The sequence below is a fragment of the Bacillus sp. JZ109 genome (assembly GCF_053903135.1).
Window position 1 is genome coordinate 3,246,036 of the sequence record NZ_CP096388.1, and the last position, 22,957, is coordinate 3,268,992.

Annotated in this window: 21 protein-coding genes and 1 pseudogene; 7 read left to right on the forward strand and 15 right to left on the reverse strand. The window is 44.5% G+C overall.

What is annotated here, in order from left to right; translation table 11 throughout:
* Nucleotide 1: 1 nt before the first annotated feature.
* The 5 genes from citT to M1D94_RS17190 all read right to left on the reverse strand — a co-directional run bounded on the left by citT (nucleotide 2) and on the right by M1D94_RS17190 (nucleotide 5,772).
* A complete protein-coding gene (gene citT / locus M1D94_RS17170) occupies nucleotides 2-682 on the reverse strand; it encodes a two-component response regulator CitT (RefSeq protein ID WP_064671900.1) in 681 nt (226 codons plus the stop codon).
* Nucleotides 654-2,282, reverse strand: coding sequence for a two-component sensor histidine kinase CitS (yflR, locus tag M1D94_RS17175; protein ID WP_072173385.1), 1,629 nt, complete (start codon nucleotides 2,280-2,282; stop codon nucleotides 654-656). The genes citT and yflR overlap by 29 nt, the downstream gene beginning before the upstream one ends.
* Nucleotides 2,283-2,409: 127 nt before the next feature.
* On the reverse strand, nucleotides 2,410-3,846 hold the full coding sequence (locus tag M1D94_RS17180; RefSeq protein ID WP_015383080.1) for an anion permease: 1,437 nt from the start codon (nucleotides 3,844-3,846) through the stop codon (nucleotides 2,410-2,412).
* Between the two features lie 126 nt (nucleotides 3,847-3,972).
* Entirely contained in the window at nucleotides 3,973-5,235 is a 1,263-nt protein-coding gene (locus M1D94_RS17185) for a pectate lyase (protein ID WP_072173386.1), read from the reverse strand.
* A gap of 189 nt (nucleotides 5,236-5,424) precedes the next feature.
* On the reverse strand, nucleotides 5,425-5,772 hold the full coding sequence (locus M1D94_RS17190; RefSeq protein WP_003233729.1) for a general stress protein: 348 nt from the start codon (nucleotides 5,770-5,772) through the stop codon (nucleotides 5,425-5,427).
* 243 nt (nucleotides 5,773-6,015) lie between these two features.
* Here M1D94_RS17190 and M1D94_RS17195 point away from each other — a divergent pair, with 243 nt between their 5' ends.
* The 6 genes from M1D94_RS17195 to M1D94_RS17220 all read left to right on the forward strand — a co-directional run bounded on the left by M1D94_RS17195 (nucleotide 6,016) and on the right by M1D94_RS17220 (nucleotide 11,449).
* Nucleotides 6,016-6,384, forward strand: coding sequence for a YfmB family protein (locus M1D94_RS17195; RefSeq protein ID WP_003233730.1), 369 nt, complete (start codon nucleotides 6,016-6,018; stop codon nucleotides 6,382-6,384).
* Nucleotides 6,385-6,492: 108 nt separating this feature from the next.
* Nucleotides 6,493-7,440, forward strand: coding sequence for a Fe(3+)-citrate ABC transporter substrate-binding protein YfmC (yfmC, locus tag M1D94_RS17200; RefSeq protein WP_021481217.1), 948 nt, complete (start codon nucleotides 6,493-6,495; stop codon nucleotides 7,438-7,440).
* A gap of 72 nt (nucleotides 7,441-7,512) precedes the next feature.
* A complete protein-coding gene (fecD, locus tag M1D94_RS17205; protein ID WP_014476116.1) occupies nucleotides 7,513-8,514 on the forward strand; it encodes a Fe(3+) dicitrate ABC transporter permease FecD in 1,002 nt (333 codons plus the stop codon).
* Nucleotides 8,511-9,512 (forward strand): Fe(3+)-citrate ABC transporter permease YfmE, encoded by a 1,002-nt coding sequence (gene yfmE / locus M1D94_RS17210; RefSeq protein ID WP_041851185.1) that lies wholly within the window; start codon nucleotides 8,511-8,513, stop codon nucleotides 9,510-9,512. Before fecD ends, yfmE begins: the two co-directional genes overlap by 4 nt.
* A gap of 12 nt (nucleotides 9,513-9,524) precedes the next feature.
* On the forward strand, nucleotides 9,525-10,325 hold the full coding sequence (gene yfmF / locus M1D94_RS17215; protein WP_003233737.1) for a Fe(3+)-citrate ABC transporter ATP-binding protein YfmF: 801 nt from the start codon (nucleotides 9,525-9,527) through the stop codon (nucleotides 10,323-10,325).
* A gap of 104 nt (nucleotides 10,326-10,429) precedes the next feature.
* Nucleotides 10,430-11,449, forward strand: a complete 1,020-nt coding sequence (locus M1D94_RS17220; protein ID WP_101501754.1) for an NADP-dependent oxidoreductase — start codon at nucleotides 10,430-10,432, stop codon at nucleotides 11,447-11,449.
* A 52-nt stretch (nucleotides 11,450-11,501) separates the two neighbouring features.
* Here the strand turns inward: M1D94_RS17220 and M1D94_RS17225 are convergent, their stop codons facing one another.
* Together M1D94_RS17225 and M1D94_RS17230 are read right to left on the reverse strand one after the other, a co-directional pair.
* Nucleotides 11,502-11,948 carry a GNAT family N-acetyltransferase gene (locus M1D94_RS17225; protein WP_021481220.1) on the reverse strand — a complete coding sequence of 149 codons (447 nt, stop codon included), beginning with the start codon at nucleotides 11,946-11,948 and terminating at the stop codon, nucleotides 11,502-11,504.
* A gap of 68 nt (nucleotides 11,949-12,016) precedes the next feature.
* On the reverse strand, nucleotides 12,017-13,147 hold the full coding sequence (locus tag M1D94_RS17230) for a DEAD/DEAH box helicase (RefSeq protein ID WP_021481221.1): 1,131 nt from the start codon (nucleotides 13,145-13,147) through the stop codon (nucleotides 12,017-12,019).
* A gap of 174 nt (nucleotides 13,148-13,321) precedes the next feature.
* On the opposite strand from M1D94_RS17230, the gene M1D94_RS17235 reads away from it, so the two are divergent.
* The gene (locus M1D94_RS17235; RefSeq protein WP_021481222.1) at nucleotides 13,322-14,878 is read left to right on the forward strand and encodes an ABC-F family ATP-binding cassette domain-containing protein; all 1,557 of its coding nucleotides are present in this window, start codon (nucleotides 13,322-13,324) and stop codon (nucleotides 14,876-14,878) included.
* Between the two features lie 120 nt (nucleotides 14,879-14,998).
* On the opposite strand, the pseudogene M1D94_RS17240 reads toward M1D94_RS17235, so the two are convergent.
* The 8 genes and pseudogenes from M1D94_RS17240 to M1D94_RS17275 form a co-directional block, all read right to left on the reverse strand.
* Nucleotides 14,999-15,152: pseudogene (locus M1D94_RS17240) on the reverse strand (hypothetical protein).
* A gap of 384 nt (nucleotides 15,153-15,536) precedes the next feature.
* A complete protein-coding gene (locus tag M1D94_RS17245) occupies nucleotides 15,537-15,695 on the reverse strand; it encodes a hypothetical protein (RefSeq protein WP_021481224.1) in 159 nt (52 codons plus the stop codon).
* Between the two features lie 342 nt (nucleotides 15,696-16,037).
* Entirely contained in the window at nucleotides 16,038-16,964 is a 927-nt protein-coding gene (locus tag M1D94_RS17250) for an SAR2788 family putative toxin (protein ID WP_021481226.1), read from the reverse strand.
* On the reverse strand, nucleotides 16,948-17,844 hold the full coding sequence (locus tag M1D94_RS17255) for a S8 family peptidase (RefSeq protein WP_180960802.1): 897 nt from the start codon (nucleotides 17,842-17,844) through the stop codon (nucleotides 16,948-16,950). Before M1D94_RS17255 ends, M1D94_RS17250 begins: the two co-directional genes overlap by 17 nt.
* A gap of 809 nt (nucleotides 17,845-18,653) precedes the next feature.
* Nucleotides 18,654-19,844 (reverse strand): MFS transporter, encoded by a 1,191-nt coding sequence (locus M1D94_RS17260; RefSeq protein ID WP_021481228.1) that lies wholly within the window; start codon nucleotides 19,842-19,844, stop codon nucleotides 18,654-18,656.
* Nucleotides 19,845-19,909: 65 nt separating this feature from the next.
* Nucleotides 19,910-20,332 (reverse strand): MerR family transcriptional regulator, encoded by a 423-nt coding sequence (locus tag M1D94_RS17265; protein ID WP_133953933.1) that lies wholly within the window; start codon nucleotides 20,330-20,332, stop codon nucleotides 19,910-19,912.
* A 124-nt stretch (nucleotides 20,333-20,456) separates the two neighbouring features.
* Complete coding sequence (locus tag M1D94_RS17270; protein ID WP_032726672.1) at nucleotides 20,457-20,903, reverse strand: YfmQ family protein; 447 nt, start codon at nucleotides 20,901-20,903, stop codon at nucleotides 20,457-20,459.
* Between the two features lie 122 nt (nucleotides 20,904-21,025).
* On the reverse strand, nucleotides 21,026-22,915 hold the full coding sequence (locus M1D94_RS17275; protein WP_128441441.1) for an ABC-F family ATP-binding cassette domain-containing protein: 1,890 nt from the start codon (nucleotides 22,913-22,915) through the stop codon (nucleotides 21,026-21,028).
* Nucleotides 22,916-22,957: the final 42 nt, after the last annotated feature.

Consider the following 22,957-nt stretch of genomic DNA (forward strand, 5'->3'; position numbering starts at 1 on the left):
TCTAATCCGCCGCCAAATAATATTTTCTCTCCGGCCTGCCGATAATCCCGTATTCAAGCTCGGCTCTTGCTTCTTCCTTTGACACAAGGTACTCGGCATAACGGCGGGCAGTTGTTCGTGACGCCCCCATTTTTTCCCCAAGTTCCTCCGCTGTCAATCCTTCTGACGCAGTCTGAAGCGCTTCCTTAATTTTTCGCAGTGTAATCGAATTAATGCCAGTCGGCAAATCCTCTGCCGGCAAAGCTGTCTTCACACTGTTCCCAAAAATATGGTCGATCATGGATTGGCTGACCTCCGGCTGAGACATGAGCAGCTTCCTTTTTTCTTTATACTGAAGCAGCACCTGCCTGAACTTGTCAGCCGTTACGGGTTTGATCAAATAGTGGGCAATTCCCGCCCTTAGCGCTTCTTGCAAATGACGGGTTTCTGTTGCCGCTGTGATAATCATAATGTCCACTTCAGGAAATCGGCTTCGTATATCAGGAATCAACGCGGTCCCAAGCTCGTCCGGCATATAAATATCCAGCAGAAGCAAATCAGCCTTGTGTTCCTCCAAAAGCGCCATTGTCTCTTTTGCGTTAGCCGCCTTGCCGATAATCTTGAATCCATCAAGCTGTTTAATCAATCTCTCATGGATTTGCGCAACTCGAAAATCATCCTCCGCAATCGCGATGTGAATCAAATGGATTCCCCCTTTGTTTCTCCTTCGGTATAAACACAGTGAATACCGCCCCGCCAGTTTTTTGATTCGCCAGTTCGATCCAGCCGCCCAGTTCACGCACTGAGTCTTTCACATTGGCCAGACCGTAGCCTCTCCTCATCCCCTTTGAAGAATAGCCTCTCTCAAACACAGCTTCTATTTTCTCTGGCGGCACACCGGGCCCTGTGTCTGATACTTCAATGACAATGTCATGGCCCATATCCGTGATAAAAAACAAAACTTCCTTCATGCTTTGCTCCGCTACAGCTTCGAAAGCGTTATCAATTAAATTGCCAATAATCGTAATAAGATGGGACAAGCCGATATGCGCAGGAAGAGGCGCGAGTGAGCTGTTCTCATCAATCACCAGCTTGACCTTCTTTTCCGATGCCTTGCTTATTTTCCCTAACAAAATGGCCTGCACCTGCTGCGAATGGATGTTATGGAATAAAAGATCATGCTGTTCATTTTGTATCGCATATTCCTCTTTTATCAGATCAATGGCTTCATCATACTCCCCAAGTTCAAGCAGCCCTAAAATCGCATAAAGCTTATTTGAAAATTCATGAGTCTGCGCCCTGAGATCCTCAGAATATTTGCGAACCTCTGTCAATGTGTCGATCAGCTTCTTCAGCTCTGTTTTCTCCCTGAAGCTGACGACAATCCCATACGCCTGCCCGCCTTGATTCATCACTTTCGTATTGATAATAAACACTTGATCGTTGACGCTTACCTCCTGGTTCGGCAGCATTTCTCCTTGTTCAAGCACAGACATCAGCCCTGCTCCCGGCATGACGTCATCTATAGGAAGATGGATCACAGGCTCGGGCAGCTTCAGCATCTCGGCCGCCGATACGTTCATCATGGTGACGACGCCTTCACGATTGGTGGCAATAATCCCTTCTCGAATCGCGAAAAGCATTGCGTTTCTCTCACGATATAGAGCCGCGATCTCATGCGGCTCAAGCCCAAGCGTATCCTTTCTGATGCTTTTCGCCAGCACGGCGGCGCCAATAAATCCGAGCAGCAGTACAAGCACAGCAATCACACTCAAATTTCTCAAATGCTTTTTGATGCTTTGCTCTGTCTCCGTTTGCAGAAAATCAACAGACACGCTGCCGATCACTTGGCTGTATCCCTTTTGTTCTTTTATAATCGGCGCGCTCCCTCTGATCACTCTTCGTCCATCCGCTTTTGTTTCAGAAACATGCGAACCGCCAAACAAAATTTCTCTGCTGCGCTCCAGTTTCTTTAATCCGCTTTTTCCAGAGACGCTGCGAATGTCTCCTTTTTCGTCCAAAACATAAATGGCAAACGCGCCAGTCTGTTCTTTCATTTGTTCAATGACCTCTTGCGTCTGAGCCGCATGTCCGTCTTTTCTCTCAATGAGCTCTTTAACCGGCGGCATATAGGAAATGGTTCTCGCCGTTTGAACCGCCAGCTGCTCTGCCTGTCTCCGTTCTCCCTGTGTATGCTGAACGGCTAACGTAATGGTCAGCACACCAATGACAAAGACCAGCAGAGCCGCAATCAGCCCCATTATTTTTGTTTGCAGGGAAAAATGGAACCGCTTTTTCACCACAGCACCAGCCGTCCTTTCTACCTAGATCATACCATTTTTCACAGGCAATTTTCTCATTTTTCAAAATCCGTTTTCTTGCGAAGGAGTGAAAATAAAAAAAAGGCAGACCGCGTCTGCCTTTTTCTTTCTACCATATTCCTAGTACTTTCCACCATAATCCGCCGATCACAAGCCATACGATGATATGAACAATCGACAGAATAAATCCGATGGACCACCATTTGCCTTGTGGGATGTAGCCTGCTCCGAAGAAGACCGGAGCCGCTCCAGAACCGTAGTGAGTCGTTGACCCGAACAGGTTACTGATGAACGCGAGGCTCAGCGCTGCTAAAAGCGGCGGTGCGCCCGCTGCCACGACGACAGCCAAAAATGCTGAATACATCGCACTGATGTGGGCTGTCGCACTTGCAAAGAAATAGTGAGAGTAATAATACACAACAATTAAAATGATGAATGCCACAATCCAAGAGAACCCTGATACGGATGATTTCATGGCATTACTGAACCAAGACACCATGCCTAATTCATTCAAGAAGTTGGCGAGCATGACAAGCGCCGCAAACCAAGTGAGCGTATCCCAAGCGCCCTGTTCTTTCTTGATATCATCCCAAGTCAGAACTTGTGATAATAAGAGAACGGACAAACCGATCAATGCGGTTGTGGTTGCGTCGATGTTGAAGCTGCCGCCAAAAATCCACAGCACAAGCACCAAAAGAAACACGATAACCATGGAAAGCTCTGATTTTTTGAACGGTCCCATTTCTTTCAGTTTTTCTGTTGCGATTTTCGCCGCATCCGGTGTTTCTTTGATTTCCGGCGGATACAGCTTGTAAATCACAAGCGGCGTGATGATTAAGCTTACAAGTCCCGGTACAATCGCGGCAATTGCCCAGCTTGTCCATGTTAAGTCCACCCCTGCGACATCATGGGCCAGCTTGGCAATCAGCGGGTTCGCCGCCATCGCTGTCAGGAACATAGCAGATGTGATCAGATTCCCCTGAAAACCGGTTTTTAATAAGAATGCACCGATTTTTCTCTCTGTTCCATTTGCCGGGCTTGATCCGAATGTTTCGGATAATGATCTGATAATAGGAAATATAATGCCTCCTGCACGCGCCGTATTACTTGGAATAGCAGGTGAAAGTATTAAATCACTGAATAGCAGTGAATAAGAAAGTCCAAGGGTTTTTTTCCCGAATTTCTGAACGAATACATACGAAATTCTAGCACCGAGCCCGGTTTTGATAAATCCCCGGGAAATAAAGAATGCGATAACGATAAGCCAAATGGTCTTATTCCCGAATCCGCTTAATGTATCCTCAATTGATAGTGTTCCAGTTAGTGCAGTAACCGCCAATGCAAAAATTGCAATTGCACCCATTGGCAAGGGCTTGGAGATAAAGCCGATAATTGTTGCGACAAAAATCGCAAACAAATGCCAAGCTTTAGGTTCAAGTCCGGACGGAGCGGGAATAAACCAGATGATTAGTCCCACAGCGACAGTAATAAGCAATGGAACAAGCTTTACTGCTGACTGTTTTCCTGCGTCTTTTTCTGAAGCCATAAATAGGTCTCCTCCTATATACTTGTTTTCCGATCCCCTTTTCCATTCTACTCCTTAACTAAGTTAATAAACATTTTAATTAATTAAAAAACACAAAGGTTAGCACCCTTTGTGTTTTTCACTTTCTTAATTTAATTTACCCACACCCGCTTGATTTATGACATTTGATTTCACATTAGCAGAAGCATCAATCGATCCATGCAGAGACGGCGTCCAGCCGACAGAAGAGCTCAGCCCGTTTGCAGCCGATGCGTTGATCTGTGTGCCGTTCAGCAACGTGCCGGAGTCATATAAAGCCGTTCCCCCGCTGAATACGCTGATCGTTTTAGCAGCTGACAGTCCCGGTACGTCAATGACATTGTTTTGGGCATAGATTTTAGATGACTTTCCGATTCCCCATGCATAGCTGAAAGGATAACTTGAAGAGCTTGTGCTTCCTTCATAATAGTTGTTGTATACGTGCACTTGCCCGAAACGGACTCTCGGCGCGCGCTGGACAATATTTTTATAGCGGTTATGATGCAGCGTTATTTTTAATTTGCCGTCATCGGAGGTTTTGCTGTCACTTGATCCGAAAATGGAGCTTTTATCATGATCGTGATAATAGTTGTAAGACATCGTGATATAGTTAGCGCCGTTGGAAGCATCCGTTTGGCCGTCATGGTGCTGATATTTTCTTCCATAATATTTCGGTGATGTGCTGTCCGGACGCGAACCGTCGTTAAATGTACAGTGATCAATCCAGATGTGTGTGCCGCCGTTTATCGTGATGTTGTCGTATTGTGAGTTCCAGTTTCCTGAGCTTCCGTCAGTCGGATCCCATTGCGGAAAATAATCATAGGCATCCTGGAATTCAATGTTGCGAATAATGACGTTATCACTCTTGATTTGGAAGTTTCCTCCCACGACTTTAGCGTTAGTCCCTGAACCGACGATCGTCGTGTTTGCAGGGATATCCACCATGACCCGTGCTTTTTGGTTTTTCTGAGAGCGTGCTCTCGCTTCTTCTTGTGTTCCCGACGGCTCTTTTTTGCCCCATGTGCTAGGATCATAGGCTTTCAAATATTTGTCCAAATCATACTCCGGATCTTTATAGTCATTTAGACCAAGCGGCTTCAGATTGTCATCTACGTTCATGTCAATCGTTCCCTTGATATAAATGATTTTTGGCGTTGTGTTCGTTTCCTTCCCTAATGCCGAGACAAGCTGGTTTCTGTTGCTGACGGTATACACATTTGAGGACGATGCTTTTGACCCGCCTGTCGTGCCGGTCGAGTACGCGCCCCAGCCATCATTGGATCCCAACGTCTGGTGGCCTAAATCAGCTGCGTTCGCGCCAGCTGGAGTCAATCCTAAAAACAAAGCCGTAGCTAACATCACTTTTTTCATCCACTATGTACCCCCATTTTCTATTTTGTGAGATTTTATTCCAATTTATCACAAAAATATAATAGCAAATTGAGGGACATTCAGAACCGAAAATGTTCCGCTATCCTATTGCGGCATTCTGCAAAATGCCACCGCAAAGACCGCAAAAAAACCAAAAGGCCGTCATAGCCTTTTGGTTTTTTCCTTGCTTTATGCCCAAGCTTTCACTTTTTCGTTATCTGTCACAAAGAGAAGTACTTTTCCTTCATCTAAGCGTTTTTCAAATTGAGCGGCTTCATCTTCAGAAAAACCGATTTCGTGAATTTTATTGCGGAGCTCATCTCCTTTTTTATTGAAGATATTTCCCACCGCGTGCTTGAAACCTGTTTCTTTGGCTCCGATCGTATTAGCATTCGTGTTGTCTGCCAGGCGTTCCGTTCTGTCATCGTCGTGAGCTAAGACGTATACATCCTCTTTCGCAACACCCATTTTCTGTAATTCCTCTACATCCTTCATGAGCTGTTCGTCATTTGTATACTCTTTTACAACTGGTTTCATGTCGATATTCCTCCTTCATGTTTTCTATATTTCTTTCATACCCGATCGTCTGTACCTGAAACAGATTCCAGAACATTAAAGAGAAAAACAGGAGGAATGGTAGTAGCTATTTGTTTTCCGTCCATGGTAAAGTGATAGGAACGGGACCTATTTTCAGAAAAATCAAAATTAAAGAGAAGCCGCTGCACGGAGCACACGACCATGAAACGCTGCCTTTATCCGTACGAGCAGGAGGTATGTCTAATGCAATACTTTTCACCAGAACAGCAATACAATGCTTGGATTGTGAGTGATTTAGTCAAACAGATTTTCCATAAGCGTGCCGGATGTTCACCAGGAATTCACGAGCTTGCGGTTTTTGCCGAGGAACATTTTCATATCGATATCGACTTTGTTTTCTCGATTATCATGAATATCGGCGACATTGAATTTGCACTAACAGATGAAATAGAAAAGAAATTGTCCGGTTATCTCAGCACTCTCCTTCCTTATGTCACTGCTGATATGTTCGAAACCTCTAAAGCCAACGCCCATGCGTTTTTGTCTCGAAGACACGGTAACGCTGCATACCACTTATTTGTGTCTGATGATGCTTTCATGAGAAAGCAGTAAAAACGCATCTTTCTTTACTAAAAAAATATTGACATGATAAGCCATGCTATTATAGTGTTACATGTGATAATGATTCTCATTACTAAATCTTAAAAAAGGAAGAATGACATGCGCACCTATTCTAACAAGTTGATTGCCATCATGAGTGTTTTATTGCTCGCCTGCCTCATTGTATCTGGCTGTTCATCAAGCCAGAATAACAACGGAAGCGGCAAAAGTGAGTCTAAGGATTCCAGAGTGATCCATAACGAAGAAGGAAAAACGACAGTAAGCGGCACACCTAAGCGGGTGGTTGTGCTTGAGCTTTCATTCTTGGATGCCGTTCGCAATCTCGGCATTACGCCGGTGGGCATAGCCGATGACAACAAAAAAGATATGATTAAAAAGCTTGTCGGCAGCTCCATTGATTACACATCTGTAGGCACACGCAGCGAACCCAATCTTGAGGTTATCAGTTCCTTGAAGCCTGATTTAATCATCGCTGACGCTGAGCGCCATAAAAACATTTATAAACAGCTGAAACAAATCGCTCCGACGATTGAATTAAAAAGCCGTGAAGCGACATATGACGAAACGATCGACAGCTTTACGACCATTGCTAAAGCATTAAATAAAGAAGATGAAGGAAAAGAAAAGCTTGCCGAGCACAAAAAAGTCATCAACGATCTAAAAGCCGAACTTCCGAAAGATGAAAACCGCAACATCGTTCTCGGCGTTGCAAGAGCGGATTCCTTCCAGCTTCATACATCATCATCCTATGACGGAGAAATCTTTAAAATGCTCGGCTTTACACACGCCGTGAAGTCAGATAACGCCTATCAAGAGGTCAGCCTCGAGCAATTGAGCAAAATCGATCCTGATATTTTGTTCATCTCAGCCAACGAAGGCAAAACCATTGTAGACGAGTGGAAAACGAACCCGCTCTGGAAAAATCTCAAAGCGGTGAAAAATGGACAAGTCTATGATGCGGACCGTGACACTTGGACAAGATTCAGAGGCATCAAGTCTAGTGAAACAAGCGCCAAAGATGTGCTTAAAAAAGTGTATAATAAATAGGACAAATGAGAAGCGAGGGGAAATCCTTGCTTCTTCGTTTTTGCAACCAGACGCAGTAAGGAAGTGAGACTGTTGTATCATTCAGCCAAACGGCGCTCATCATCAAGACTGATGATGTTCATCATTGCACTGATTATTTTTATATTTGGGCTTGGGCTGAATCTTTCAGTAGGAGCCTCAGACATCGGCATCATAGATTCATTGAAATATCTTTTTGTATGGGACGGTTCAAAGGAACAGCTCATCATCTCTACTCTTCGCCTTCCCCGCACATTAATCGGCGTTTTTGTCGGCGCCAGCCTAGCTGTAGCAGGGGCGCTGATGCAGGCTATGACCAGAAATCCTCTGGCTTCACCCCAAATTTTCGGTGTGAATGCGGGTGCATCGCTTTTTGTCGTTGCTTCTCTCGTCATTCTGCCGGCATCGCCCTATTCATCTGTTATATTCGCTTTTGCGGGTGCGGCAGCAGGCGGCGCGATTGTGTATATGATTGCCTCATCCGGCGGAATGACACCTGTTAAGCTGGCGCTGTCAGGAATGGCCGTGCATTTGTTCCTCTCCTCTATGACACAGGCCATCATTATTTTAAATGAGTCAGGTGAGGATGTTCTGTACTGGATGACAGGCGCAATCGACGGCAGCAACTGGCAGGATGTCATAACCATCGCTCCGTTTTCTGTCATTGGCATCGGGCTTGCCCTCGTATTTTCCGGTTCTGTTTCTGTTCTCGGTCTCGGAGACGAAACAGCAAAAGGGCTTGGACAAAATATGAACGGCATCCGGATTCTGATCAGTTTGATTATTTTAATCCTTTCCGGCGCTTCCGTAGCCGTCGCCGGGCCGATTGGCTTTGTCGGGCTGCTCGTCCCGCATATTGTTCGCAAGCTGATCGGAGAACATTATCAATACGTGCTTCCGTTTTCGGCACTGTTCGGTGCCATTTTGCTGGTGTACGCAGATGTTCTGGCCAGATGGATTGCATTTCCTTATGAATCACCGGTCGGCATTGTCACCGCGATTATCGGAACGCCGTTTTTCTTATATTTGGCAAGGAAAGGGCGAAACCTGAAATGAAGAAAACAACCAGAAAACAAAAACGCCCCTTACTGGCGATAATCATATTGGCCGTGATTTTGATCGTTCTGTCCGTCATCAGCATGGGAATCGGTGCATTATACATTTCACCTGATGCGGTAGTGACGAATCTGCTGGGACTGGATCATTCCTTTGAATTTATCATCCAGCAATATCGCCTTCCCCGCATCATATTAGCAATTTTGGCCGGTGCAGGGCTTGCCGCTGCCGGAGCGATTTTACAGGGTGTGATCCGAAATCCGCTCGCTTCCCCGGACGTTGTCGGCATTTCAAAAGGCTCCGGACTTGCGGCGATGGCTGTGATTCTCATCTTTCCTGAGTCGCCGGTATACGTGCTTCCGTTCTCCGCATTTGCCGGAGCCGCCATTATTGCTGTACTATTATTAATGATAGCCCGAAAAAAGAGCATTCAGCCCTCTTCACTGGCTTTATCAGGCATTGCTTTAGGCGCGGTCTGCCACGCCGGAATGCAATATATGATGGTCAAGTTTCCGGGCGACGTGAATGCTGCACTCATTTGGCTGACAGGAAGCCTCTGGGGAAGAAACTGGGAAGAAGTCAAGCTGCTTGCGCCATGGCTTTTAATTCTTTTTCCGATCGTCTGCATACTCATACCGAAGCTGGATCTTATGTCACTCGGGGATGAGCTTGCACAGGGTCTCGGAGAAAACGCAAACCGGCTGAGATTCATCCTGATTTTCACCGCGGTGGCGCTGGCGGGAAGCTGTGTAGCCGTCGTCGGCTCAATCGGTTTTATCGGCTTGCTTGCTCCGCATATCGCCAGACGGCTTACCGGAGAAAAAGCTAAATATTTACTGCCTGCATCGGCATTGATTGGTGCTATTATATTATTAATTGCAGATACGTTAGGGCGCGGCATCATGCCTCCGGTTGAAATACCTGCCGGAATACTGACAGCCGTGATCGGCGCGCCTTATTTCTTATATTTATTGAAATTCGAAGCGAGGAAACAGTAGGGAGAGGATACCATGGGAAAACTGGCTGCAGACCAGCTCACTCTTTCATATGACAGTACAGTGATTATTGACGGAGTCGACTTAAAGATAGAAGAAGGAAAAATCACTGCGCTCATCGGCGCTAATGGCTGCGGTAAATCAACAATCCTCAAATCGCTCGCCAGGCTGATGGCCCCGAAAAGCGGTACAGTGCTACTAGAAGGAAAAGACATCCACCGCCAGCCATCAAAAGAAGTCGCAAAAAAACTGGCCATTCTTCCACAATCTCCTCAGGCTCCTGAAGGATTGACGGTAGAGGAATTATGCTATTTTGGCAGACATCCTCACAAAAAGCTGTTATCCAAGCATACCCAAGAGGATCATGACATGGTAGAGTGGGCGCTGGAAGCAACGGGCATGATTGAACTGAAGGATCGGACGCTGGATGCCCTCTCAGGCGGCCAAAGACAAAGAGCCTGGATTTCAATGGCACTTGCGCAAGGCACTGATTTGCTTTTGCTTGATGAGCCGACCACGTATTTAGACATCTCACACCAGATTGAAGTGCTTGAACTGCTGAAAAAGCTGAACCGCGACCATGGCCGCACCGTTGTCATGGTGCTCCATGATTTAAACCAAGCCGCTCAATATGCTGACTATCTAATCAGTGTGCTGGACGGAAAAATATACAACGCCGGAACACCGGAAGATGTGTTCACCCAGCCATTTTTCCGTGAAGTCTTCGGCTTGGAATGCTGCATCATGAGAAGCCCGATCGACCAGAAGCCAATGTGCCTGCCGACGGGACTGTGCCCGAAATTACGGGCGAAATGAAAAGGAGAGGAGCCCCCTCTCCTTTTTTGTATGCCAGCTTACCTTTTGTATTTCCTCTCCTGTCCATGTTACAGTGGTGTCAACCAAGTGATAGGAGGATGAAAATGACAGCATCTCAGCAGCAAATTCAATTAGCAAGACGTCCACAAGGTATTCCTGTTCATGAAGACTTTCGCTTTGAAACCATTCCGGTTCCTGAACCCCAGCAAGGGGAAGTGCTTGTCAAAACGCTTTATGTTTCGGTTGACCCTTATATGCGCGGCCGTATGCAGGATACGAAGTCATATGTTGAGCCGTTCGCCTTGGATGAAGCGCTTTCTGGCGGGGTTATCGCTGAAGTCGTGTCAGACGGCGACCAATTGAAAAAAGGCGATATCGTCATCGGAAATCTCAGCTGGCAGGAATTTTCCGCTGTGAGCGAGTCTGCCTTGCGAAAAATTGATACAAACCTTGCTCCCGCTTCGGCCTATCTCGGCATTTTGGGAATGACCGGCTTAACAGCATACTTCGGATTGCTGGACATCGGACGCCCGAAGGAAGGCGAAACCGTGGTTGTCTCCGGAGCTGCGGGAGCCGTCGGTTCAACAGTCGGGCAAATTGCCAAAATCAAAGGCGCGCGAGTTGTCGGTATCGCGGGTTCTGATGAAAAAATCGACTATTTAAAACAGGAGCTTCAGTTTGACGAAGCCATCAATTACAAAACAGCGGATGATATCCAAAAAGCGCTTCAAAACGCTTGTCCTGACGGTGTCGATGTGTATTTTGACAATGTCGGCGGACCGATTTCAGACGCGGTGATGAATCTGCTCAATGAATTTGCCCGCATTCCGGTGTGCGGCGCCATTTCTTCCTATAACGCAGAAAGCGAAGCAGATGACATGGGCCCTCGTGTCCAATCAAAACTCATTAAAACGAAGTCGCTGATGCAAGGCTTTATCGTAAGCGACTACTCCGATCGTTTTTCTGAGGGAGCAAAACAGCTGGCCGAATGGCTGAAGGCTGGTAAACTCCATTACGAGGAAACCATCACAGAAGGCTTCGAAAACATTCCTGACGCGTTTCTCGGTTTATTTAAGGGAGAAAATAAAGGGAAACAGCTGATCAAGGTCAGTGATCCGAGCTGAATGAAGATGAAAACGGGAGGGCTTTTTGCCCTCCTTTTATGTTTCGATGAGATCAGCTGCGAAGAATCAGCGTAAGAAAACCATCTTCATCAGGTTCTGTATCTTCCAAAGTGAATCCTGCTGCTTGAAAGCAAGCTAAACTGATTCGATTGTCTTCTTCAATGCATGCCACCCATTCCCGCACGCTAGTAAAATCAGGTTCGGTCATCAGCTTTTGCAATATCCGTTTTCCGTACCCTTGAAGCCGGTACAAAGGATTGACGATCAATCCAATATATGTCCGCTTCTCCCCGAACTCAATAACGACCATCCCTGCCGGCAGCTGTCCATCATACGCCATGATGACAGTATCGTGTTTATCTTTATTTACTCGTGCATACCACTCATCTAATGGCAGCATCCCATCCATTCTCCGTCTGGTATCCTCATTCTCAAACCAGCTTTCAAGAATTTTCAGCTCTGACTCCTTCACTGCTTGAAACCTGTCTATTGAAACCACCTTCCCACCCCCTGTGCGAAACTTTTTCTATTATTTTACAACAAAAAAAGGGCTTTTCGCCCTTCTTTTTATTTCGTCTTCAGTTTTCCGCCTGCATACACAGCTTCACTCAGCTCAACACCAAGCTTCTTCGCCATTTTTTTCAGCTTAGATTCCTCCAATTTTGTCACAAGGCTCAGCACGTTGCCTTCTTTTCCGGCCCGGCCTGTTCGTCCTGATCTGTGGACATAGCCATCTTCATCTGGAATATCAGCATGAATCACGTATGGCAGGTTTTCAATGTCTAAACCGCGTGCGGCAATGTCAGTCGCCAATAAAAGAGGAAACTCTCCGTCTTCGAATGCGGCAATGATTTTTGCCCGCTCCATTTTTTTCGCTTCACTGTGCAAAACGCCGAGTTCAACGTGGTGATATGCCAGTTTTTCCGCATATACACTCAGGTTGCCAATGTCTCTCACAAATACGAGTGCCTGCATGCCTTCAAGCCTTGACAGCTTTTGCAGCAGCTTCACTTTGTCGCGCTGGTCGCAAATCAGGTATTGATGTTTCACTTTCCCTGCCTCCGCCTTGCTTCGCTGCACCTTCAACACCTCAGGCTCTTGCGCCAATTCGCGGAGCACATCCTCTGTTTCCTTTTTAAGCGTGGCAGAGAAACATAGAAGCTGGCGGTCTCTTAATGTCGTTTTAATAATTTGTTTGATCGTCTCGCGATGCTCCGGCAGGATAAGCTGATCCGCTTCATCAAGTACAATCGTTTTCACTTCATGCATTTTGAGTTTCTTTGCTTTAATCAGTTCAAATACCCTGCCTGGCGTGCCGACGATGATATGCGGATGTTTCTTCAGCTTTTCGACCTGCTTCTTCACATTCGCCCCGCCGATTAAGGAAGCCGCGCGCAGCTCTGAGCCCGCTTTCCAATCCTGAATCACCTGAAAAATCTGCATCACCAGCTCACGCGACGGCGCTAAAATCACCGCCTGCGGATGCTTCTGGTCCGGCTTGATCCGCTCTAAAACCGGCAGCGCATACGCCAGCGTCTTTCCTGTGCCTGTCGGCGATTCCGCGATGACATCCTTTCCATCCATGATCAGCTGGGCTGCCTGCTCCTGAACAGGGGTTGGCTTTTGAAAGCCGGAAGCATTCCAATTCTCTTGTATAAATGATTGTGCATTATGTAAAAATGGCCAAGTTTGCGTCATTTTTGTTCTCCTCAATTCCTGAAATCTACTCCATAGTATCTCAAAACCTCGCCCGGAACGCAATTTTTCTTTTTCTTTCCTATACCTTTCAACATTCCGCTTCCTCCTTTATAATCAAAAGGGTGAATAATACACGCCGATGCTGCGTGTTTGATAAACGATAGAGGTGTAAACATGAGTATTTTATCTGTAAAGGATTTAAGCCACGGCTTCGGTGACCGGGCCATTTTTAATAACGTCTCCTTCCGCCTGTTAAAAGGCGAGCACGTCGGGCTGATCGGCGCAAACGGCGAAGGAAAATCAACCTTTATGAATATTATTACCGGAAAGCTTGAACCTGATGAGGGAAAAGTCGAATGGTCAAAAAATGTCCGTGTCGGCTATCTCGATCAGCATACTGTGCTGGAAAAAGGAAAATCCATCCGTGATGTCCTGAAAGACGCGTTCCATTATTTATTTGCGATGGAAGAAGAAATGAACGAGATTTACAACAAAATGGGCGAAGCCGATCCCGATGAGCTCGAAAAGCTTCTTGAAGAAGTCGGCGTGATTCAAGACGCGCTGACAAACAATGATTTTTATGTCATTGATTCCAAGGTGGAAGAAATCGCCCGCGGCCTCGGCTTGAGCGATATCGGATTAGAGCGTGATGTCACTGATTTGAGCGGCGGACAGCGCACCAAGGTTCTTCTCGCCAAGCTTCTCCTTGAAAAGCCGGAAATTCTGCTTCTTGATGAGCCGACCAACTATCTTGATGAGCAGCATATTGAATGGCTGAAACGCTACCTGCAGGAATACGAGAACGCGTTCATCTTGATTTCCCATGACATTCCGTTCTTAAACAGCGTCATCAACCTGATTTATCACGTAGAAAATCAAGAGCTGACACGCTATGTCGGCGACTACCATCAGTTTATGGAAGTCTACGAGGTGAAGAAACAGCAGCTTGAAGCGGCGTACAAAAAGCAGCAGCAGGAAGTCGCAGAGCTGAAGGATTTCGTTGCCCGCAACAAAGCCCGCGTCAGCACAAGAAACATGGCGATGTCCCGCCAAAAGAAACTCGATAAGATGGATATGATTGAGCTGGCGGCAGAAAAGCCAAAACCGGAATTCCACTTCAAGCCGGCGAGAACGTCAGGCAAGCTGATTTTTGAAACGAAGGATCTGGTGATCGGTTACGATTCCCCGCTGTCACGTCCGCTGAACCTCCGCATGGAGCGCGGCCAAAAAATCGCCCTTTACGGCGCGAACGGGATCGGAAAAACGACATTGCTGAAAAGCCTGCTTGGCGAAATCCAGCCGCTTGAAGGCTCGGTTGAACGCGGCGAGCATCTCTTTACCGGCTATTTTGAGCAAGAGGTCAAGGAAACAAACAACAATACGTGCATCGAAGAGGTATGGAGCGAATTCCCTTCGTATACGCAGTATGAAATCCGGGCCGCTCTGGCGAAATGCGGACTGACGACAAAGCATATCGAAAGCCGCGTCTCCGTATTAAGCGGGGGCGAAAAAGCGAAAGTCAGATTGTGCAAGCTGATCAATTCGGAAACAAACCTGCTGGTGCTCGATGAGCCGACAAACCACTTGGATGTCGATGCGAAAGAAGAGCTTAAGCGCGCACTCAAAGAATACAAAGGTTCCATTCTGCTCATTTCTCATGAGCCAGATTTTTATATGGATATCGCGACAGAAACGTGGAACTGCGAGTCTTGGACGACGAAAGTGCTTTAATTTATAAAAAAACCCGCCTGCTGAAGGGCGGGTTTTTTTACTGCCATTTTTTCTGAACGATTCTCAGGAGCTCTCTGTCTTTTAAAATGAGCTGCAATGGAGATGTGAATTCATCAAGTGTCAGCTCTCTTTTGGCAGACAGCTCAAAGTCTTCCTCATCAGCCCATGCGGTGAACCATTCAACCGAAAAGCTGTTTTTCATGACGCTGTGTATGTATTGATAGAGCGTTTCTAAACATTTTAAATCTAACTCTGTAGGTACTGGTTTGTCCATTGCAAAAGTGCCTAAATATTCATGAATTTGTACTTGATAAGGTAAAGTGAGATTATTAGAAACATTTCCGATTTCTTCAACATAAATACCAGCTGCCTCAGGCCCTGTCCTTACTGGATGACCTTTATTAGTTGTAGCTTTTGTATGACCAAAAAAACCTGTTTTTAATGGTTTTTTTGCAGCTAGGTAATAAAATTGAGTCATTTTTTCTCTTTTCCTTCCTGTTTTAATACTATAATATAAATTAATGACATCAACTATTCATAAAATAGACATTAATCCATTGTGCAAAATAAATGTGCCAAAAAACTAATGCCTTGTCAACTATTTACTAAAATATATTTTAGGTCAACTAGTGTATCTAAGTAATATTGAAATTTTTGATTAGTTATTTTTTTCTTTTTCAAGAATCCCTCTAATAAACACTAATTCTTTCTCAATTTTTTCTACATTACCTTGTACTGTAAAATTACTAATATAGTTACCATCTTTACTTTCAAAAATTTTGTTTACTCTTTTACCATTTTGAATTGATTCCCACATTAAAGCTCTTCTGTAATCCTTATTATTATTGTACTCACTTCTTTGAATATTTTCATGGCGAGACTCAGAGATGGTTTCCTGAACTTCAAATTCTTCTCTTTTACTTCGTAAACTTTTTAATAAAGCTTCGTCTTGAATAGCAAAACATTTTATTATTTTCTTAAAATTAACTATATGATCTTTTTTAAGTCGGCGATTTCTTCTTTATTAAATTCAATTGCATTATATTTATCAATTAAGACTTGACTAGCTTGTTTAATATTAAGAGCTAATGGAATATTAGTACTTTCAAATCGTTTAATTATCTGTTTTCGAAAAAATTATCAACCGCATACCCCCATATCAATAGAATGAATGTCCGCCTTTTCTATTGTATGTATGGTAATGATAATAATAAGTACCCTTCTTTATTTTACCATCTTTCTTATTATGAATTTCTGGGCCAACAGGTTTTCTTCCACCGCCCGCAGTTTGTGCAACATTTTTTGCTTTGCTTTTAGAAACTGACCATACGTCTCCCTTTCTTAGTCTAGAAACTGCTTGTTTTTTCGATAGTGCTGGTCCAATATACATATTTGTTTTATTCTTATTTAGAGTCGCAGCATAATAATAGTACTTTTTCTTTTTCTTTAATTTGCTTCTTACTTTAGTAGCAACAGTATACGTTACACCCGCTATAACTATAGCCAAAGAAGCAGCAACCAAATGCTCAACTAAAGCGCCACCAACTACAACAGCAATTGGAACTAAAAAAGCGAAAGACGCTTGTGCTTCTTTAGTATTTACATCATAAACTTGATTGGTATCAAGGTCTTTGAAAGTAGCCACAATATCATCGCCATCAGCTTCTTCGATATCAACTTCATATTTTTTTTCGATATCTTTTCCATCTTCATCTTTTTCCACAGATGTTACAATAGCTGTCGCGTCCTCTTTATCAACTTCTGCAGTTACTGTTTCAGAACTACTTTCATCTAAATCTTCATCAATCAGTGATTCTGAGTCACTCCCATCTAAATCTTGATCAATTCCGAAATCATCTGTTTGGACGTCCACTTCAGCTTTAATCGTGTCTTCATTATTTTTAACTATTTCAACTGAATCCGGATCCACTATATCTCCATTTTCCACCAATGCTCTTTGTAGGTCTTCATTTGTAATCTCTACTGGTGTTTCAGCACCTGCACTCGCTACATTTTTTTCAGGGATAATAGATACAATTATGGCGAATATTAGTGAAATCGCTATAAATTTAATTGATTTTTTCATTGTTCGTCTCCTTTTTTAGACTAATTAAGCCATTCCCCAAAGATTTCATATCTGACTTTTCAGATAAATAAAGCGTTGAGTATTTTTTTAAAGTTTTATAAATGGAAGTAAAGCGGCTCTTTGTTTTACTATATTTAACTGGTTCTTGCATTATTATATTAGCAATAACTCCACTAACAAAAGGAGTTGCCATGGATGTTCCACTAACATTGATATAATTATCCTTAGGAGAAGTTGTAAGAATATCTTCACCTGGAGCAACAAAATCTATTTTTCCCCTTGCAGAGTATTTTGCTCTTTTCATTTTTTTATTTATAGCTCCAACTGAAATTACATTTTGATATCTTGCAGGATAATCAGCATTTAATCCATAATTATTTCCAGCAGCAGCTACTACAATAACTCCCTTTTCGTTAGCCTCATCTATAACTCTTTTTAATTTTTGATCACTTTTTTTCAATCCAACACTAATGTTAACAATATCTACATTATTATCTATTGACCATTCAATCCCCTTAACAATAGACTCTACACTACCACGTCCTTTATCATCCAATACTTTGACCGAATAAATATCTGCATAGGGAGCTATTCCTAATGTACCAATCTTATTATCATTAGAAGCTATGATTCCAGCTACTGCAGTTCCGTGGCCAAACTTATCCTCGATAACACCTTTACTAGGTTCAAGAGCATTATATTCTTTCTTTACAACACCTTTTAAATCTTCATGATTTGAATCTATTCCACTATCAAGAATGGCTATAGATATGTTGGATTTTTTCTCTATTTTTTCATTCTTCCCAATTAGCCTTAATCCCCAAGACTCGACTTGTTGAGTCTTATAATCTTTTGTTTCTTGCCCCTTTTTTCTTAGCACTTTACTCCCTTGGGATTGATTTAAATCAATGAAAAATAGTAATATTATAATGGATAATATGGAAATAAAAATAAAAATATACCTTTTCAGTTAATTACACCTCCTTTTTCCAATAGTATTCTACTACAAAATGTAATCTCCCTCAATATATATTTCCCATAAATATAAAAATACAAGAGAAAAAATAGTTAAATAAACTCATTAAACCCCCAGAACGTTCTCTTGTTATAAAAATTAAATAGAACCTCACGAGTGATATAATTCCCTTCTTCAGATAGATTGATTTAAAAAGCTTTTAATGTTTTTAAGGGAATAACCTTATGGTGAAATCTCGTTTAAGAGAAAGATTGGCACAGAGATTTTGAATGAAGAAGAGAAAGGTACAAACATCGTCGTAGGAATTCAATACCTCCATAGGCTTTGTTGGGTAAAAGCTGCTTTAGAGGAAAGAAGAGGTAAGCCAAGGATCCCCAAAGAAAAGACCTGTAGGTAAATCCTGAAGTTCCCATTATACAAGAGATGGCCGCTGGGGAATATGCGAGGTCATGAAAGTCTCAAGAGGTGGCTTTTATAAGTGGTGGAAAGATTGGAATGCCTTCGGAGAAAACATTGGAAGCCCAGGATTAAAAATATCCTGAACGATGCCCCCGGAAACTGAAAGGGAGCAATAGTTACAGACGTGTAAAAGGTACTTTAATATCGTGATTCCAATAGAAATTAAACGACCTGAGCCCGTCATGTACATATAGGACTCAGGTCGTTTAAAACCTTTTTATTCCTGCCTACTTGACAGGAATAACTATTCCTTTTTAATGACCCGCCTTAATTCCGGCAAGATGTTTACGTCCCATGAGAAGGACAAGCATGCCGACAAAAACGACGATCCCGCCTACTGTATATGGTGTGCTTGCGGTGAAGTGCTCTGACAGCATTCCCGCAATCCACGGAGCGAGCGCACCGCCGATGAAGCGGACTGAGCTGTAGGCTGAAGACGCGATTGAACGTTCAACCGGCGCAGAACCCATCACAGCGGTTGTCATGATCGTATTCACCATACCGAGGACAGCACCAGCGACAACGATACATGTAATAATCAATGTCTGATGCTCTGTCCAGATCCCCATGATCATGAGAATGACTGCAAAGGCGATAAAGAGAACAACCAAGGAACGCACTGTGCCCAGCGCTTTGTGCACGAGCGGCGCAGTAAAGACTGACGTAACAGCCAGCAGAAGACCCCAGCCAAAGAAGACATATCCGAGACCGTGTTCATCTAAATCCAGTACGAACGGAGAATAAGCAAGCAAAATAAAAAATCCAAAGTTGTATAAGAACGCAGATACCGCCATCGTCAGCAGACCTTTATATTTGAGCGCCTTCATCGCATCAAACACACCGACGCGTTTCGCCGGTTTCGGCAATTTCGGCAGCATGAAAGAAATCGCGATTAACGCAATAAACATCAGGACAGATACCCCAAAAAACGGTGCGCGCCATGAAATGCTTCCAAGCTCTCCGCCTGCAAGCGGCCCGACGGAAATCCCAAGACCGAGCGCAGCTTCATACAAAATAATCGCTTGGGCGCTTCCTCCGACTGATACACCAACGATGACCGCAAGTGCTGTTGAAATAAACAAAGCATTCCCTAATCCCCAGCCGCCGCGATAGCCGACTAACTGAGCGATTGAGCTTGAACTGCCGCCAAGCCCCGCAAACACAATAATAAAAATAAGTCCGAGAATTAATGTCCATTTCGCGCCGATGCGGCTGGAAATGGCTCCTGAGAAAAACATCATAAATCCGGTTACAAGCAAATAACTTGTAAACAAGAGTGATACTTCACTAGGTGAAGCATGTAGTTGTGCGGCAATGGCCGGAAGAATTGGATCGACCAGCCCGATTCCCATAAAGGAAATCACACAGGCAAATGCGACAGCCCATACCGCTTTTGGCTGGCTGAGCAAACCCGTTTTCTGATTCACTTGTGTTGTCTTATCCATTTGACCTAACCTCCATCTTTATTCCATTAAAAGAAACGCTACAAAAATAGCGTTTAACAAACTTTTCATTCGATTGATTGAATGGCGCGTTCCGCTTTGCCTTTCATGCCTTGAAGGCGTTCTTTAAAGCTTTGGAATGTGCGGATTTTCTTATCAATCAAACTCAGCTGGTGATTCAGGGTTTCCTGAATTTCCTCCAGTTTTTCTTTCCGTTCCTTAGGATCCAGTGACAACAAATACCCCTCTTTGTTTAACTCTAGCTGGCGGCTGGTTTCCATGAAATGCTGAAGCTCCTGAAGGGAAAAACCGAGCACCTCTTTTGTGCTGATGACTTTCTCAAGCTCCTCCATATCATCCTCTGAATAAAGCCTTACGCCGCCGTCTGTCCGTTTCGGCGCCGGAATCAAGCCGATTTCTTCATAAAACCGGATGGTCCGCTTTGTCAGTCCGCTTCTTTTGGCCACTTGATCAATCTTCATCCATTCCAAGGTAAATCCCCCTTCGCCGTTTCTGTTACCATTATACACCTTTTGAACCTTAACGTAAACGTTAAGTTTTAAAAAACAATAAAAAAGACGAGTAGCATACAGCACCCGTCTTTCACTTTCCTGTTTAAGCTAAACTTCCCGCCACTGACAGAGACTCTTTTTGAAGGCTTTCAGAAAGCACTCGATACGCGATCACTTTCTTCTTGTACTGTTTCACGACGTCGATATGGTCGTCGTAGCGGTACACGAACAGCTTCACGTCTCTTTTTCCTTTTTTTGTATCTATCACCAGCGGCGTGCCGCCGTTTTCCGGATGTAAATAACGCTCTTCATCACCTGGATAGATATAATATTTCTCCAGGAAGACAGCTTCGTTAAATTGATCAATCACTTTCTGCTTCTCTGTACCCTCGAGACGTTTTCCATCTAGAGAGAGACTCGCATTTTCGCCACTCAGCTTGGCGTGCACTTCAAATTTGCTGAGCAGCCATTCTATGACGCCTGTAGGAAGACAGGTTAATACGATTTTCACCAGACTCATGAGAATTAACATCACGATCGCCCATGTCATACTTCATCATCTCCGTTAGTTTTCCATGTGCCGCTGACACACAATTTTATCCTAACATAAGCAGGCCGGTTCGTTTTTGTCCATTATGTGAAAAAAAGCGCGGCCTGCTGCGGCCGCGCTTTTTAGCTTTCCAGTTCTTCGATCATGAGGGACAATTCTGTCCAGCGGTCCATCGCAGCCTCAAGCTCTTCAGCAGTTTTCGCCTGCTCGGCCATCAGCTCTTGGATTTTGCCAAAATCACTGCCTGCTGCGGCGATGTCAGCTTCGAGCTGCTCATGCTTTTCTTCCAGCTGGGCAATTTTATCTTCGATGCCATCCCATTCCAGCTGGTCTTTGTAAGAAAGCTTTTTCCGTTTTTTCTTCGGCTCGGCTTCAGCCGTTTTTTCCTCAGCTGTCGGTTTTGGGGCCGCTTTTTTCGCTTTTGACTCCTCCATATAGTCGCTATAGGAGCCTTGAAAGCGGGAAATGACGCCATTTCCTTCAAATACAATCAAACGGTCGACGACGCGGTCAAGGAAATAGCGGTCATGGGATACGGTGATGACGACGCCAGGGAACTGGTCAATATAATCCTCAAGAACGCTTAATGTTTCAGTATCCAAATCGTTCGTCGGCTCATCGAGAAACAGGACATTCGGCTCCTGCATGAGAACCTGAAGCAAGTATAAACGGCGTTTTTCCCCGCCGGACAGCTTGCGGATATACGTCTGCTGCATCGAACGCGGGAAGAGGAAACGCTCGAGCATTTGTTCAGCTGTAATCATATCGCCATCTGCCGTTTTTACGACCTCCGCCGTTTCTTTTATATAGTCAATGACCTTTAACTCACCGTTCATTTCACTATGATCCTGAGTATAGTAGCCGATTCTGACCGTCTGTCCGATCGTAATATCGCCTCCGTCCGGCGTATGACGGCCGGCAAGGGCATTTAACAGCGTTGTTTTCCCGATGCCGTTCGGCCCGATGATCCCGATCCGTTCACCTGGTATGACAAGTTCATTAAAACGGTCGACGAGCATGCGGCCGTCATAAGCGATCATGACGTTCTCCGCTTCAATAACCTGTTTTCCGAGACGGTGCGAGCCAATGGCAAAATCGAGTGAACCTGATGACTGAGGGCCTTTCTGCTCTTTAAGCGACTCTACCCGGTCAATTCTCGCCTTTTGTTTTGTTGAGCGGGCTTTCGCTCCTCGTCTGAGCCAGGCCAGCTCGCGGCGCAGCAGGTTTTGCCGCTTCGTTTCCTTTTGCTCAGCCTGCGCTTCCCGTTCCGCGCGTTTTTCTAAAAACACTTCATAGTTGCCTTTGTACGTGTAGAGGCTGCCTCTTTCAAGCTCATAAATGCGGTTGGTGACACGGTTTAAGAAATATCTATCGTGCGTCACCAGCATGACGGCGCCGGGATATTGGCTTAAATACCCTTCAAGCCACTCAATCGTTTCATTATCCAAATGGTTTGTCGGCTCGTCCAAAATGAGCAGATCAGCGGGCTGAATTAAGTTTTTGGCAATGGCTACCCGTTTTTTCTGGCCGCCTGAGAGCTCATTGACCGGTTTTGTTACGTCGTTGACGCCCAGCTTAGACAATACGGTTTTTGCCAAGGTGTTTGCATCCCATGCATTGTTTGCGTCCATTTTCGCTTGTGCTGCCAGCAGGTGTTTCTGGCGCTGTTCATTTTCGGGATCTTTCCCCAGTTCATACAGCGCTTTTTCATATTCACGCAAGGTTTTCATCACAGCCGATTCACCGGAATAGATATGCTCCAGCACTGTTTGCCCCGCAGGCAGCTCCGGGTCTTGATGAAGAAATTCGACCTGCACGCTTCCAGATTTCGTGATTTCTCCTTCTTCGATAGATTCCAAGCCGGCAATCACTTTCAGCAGCGTTGATTTTCCTGTTCCGTTCGGCCCGATTAATCCGATTCTCTCATTCTCTTCAATATGAAAGGAGATATGGTCAAATAATGTTTTATCTCCGTATGTTTTATAAAGATTTTCCGCTTTTAATATGCTCATGGTTCCTATCAATCCTCACGTAAGTTCATGTGTACATTTTAA

Bases quoted from the DNA above. Each gene is read 5' to 3' on its own strand.
- M1D94_RS17180 (WP_015383080.1), bottom strand. From the start codon at position 3,846: ATGGCTTCAGAAAAAGACGCAGGAAAACAGTCAGCAGTAAAGCTTGTT.
- M1D94_RS17185 (WP_072173386.1), bottom strand. From the start codon at position 5,235: ATGAAAAAAGTGATGTTAGCTACGGCTTTGTTTTTAGGATTGACTCCA.
- M1D94_RS17190 (WP_003233729.1), bottom strand. From the start codon at position 5,772: ATGAAACCAGTTGTAAAAGAGTATACAAATGACGAACAGCTCATGAAG.
- M1D94_RS17195 (WP_003233730.1), top strand. From the start codon at position 6,016: ATGCAATACTTTTCACCAGAACAGCAATACAATGCTTGGATTGTGAGT.
- yfmC (WP_021481217.1), top strand. From the start codon at position 6,493: ATGCGCACCTATTCTAACAAGTTGATTGCCATCATGAGTGTTTTATTG.
- yfmE (WP_041851185.1), top strand. From the start codon at position 8,511: ATGAAGAAAACAACCAGAAAACAAAAACGCCCCTTACTGGCGATAATC.
- yfmF (WP_003233737.1), top strand. From the start codon at position 9,525: ATGGGAAAACTGGCTGCAGACCAGCTCACTCTTTCATATGACAGTACA.
- M1D94_RS17220 (WP_101501754.1), top strand. From the start codon at position 10,430: ATGACAGCATCTCAGCAGCAAATTCAATTAGCAAGACGTCCACAAGGT.
- M1D94_RS17230 (WP_021481221.1), bottom strand. From the start codon at position 13,147: ATGACGCAAACTTGGCCATTTTTACATAATGCACAATCATTTATACAA.
- M1D94_RS17235 (WP_021481222.1), top strand. From the start codon at position 13,322: ATGAGTATTTTATCTGTAAAGGATTTAAGCCACGGCTTCGGTGACCGG.
- M1D94_RS17245 (WP_021481224.1), bottom strand. From the start codon at position 15,695: ATGTGGGAATCAATTCAAAATGGTAAAAGAGTAAACAAAATTTTTGAA.
- M1D94_RS17250 (WP_021481226.1), bottom strand. From the start codon at position 16,964: ATGAAAAAATCAATTAAATTTATAGCGATTTCACTAATATTCGCCATA.
- M1D94_RS17260 (WP_021481228.1), bottom strand. From the start codon at position 19,844: ATGGATAAGACAACACAAGTGAATCAGAAAACGGGTTTGCTCAGCCAG.
- M1D94_RS17270 (WP_032726672.1), bottom strand. From the start codon at position 20,903: ATGACATGGGCGATCGTGATGTTAATTCTCATGAGTCTGGTGAAAATC.
- M1D94_RS17275 (WP_128441441.1), bottom strand. From the start codon at position 22,915: ATGAGCATATTAAAAGCGGAAAATCTTTATAAAACATACGGAGATAAA.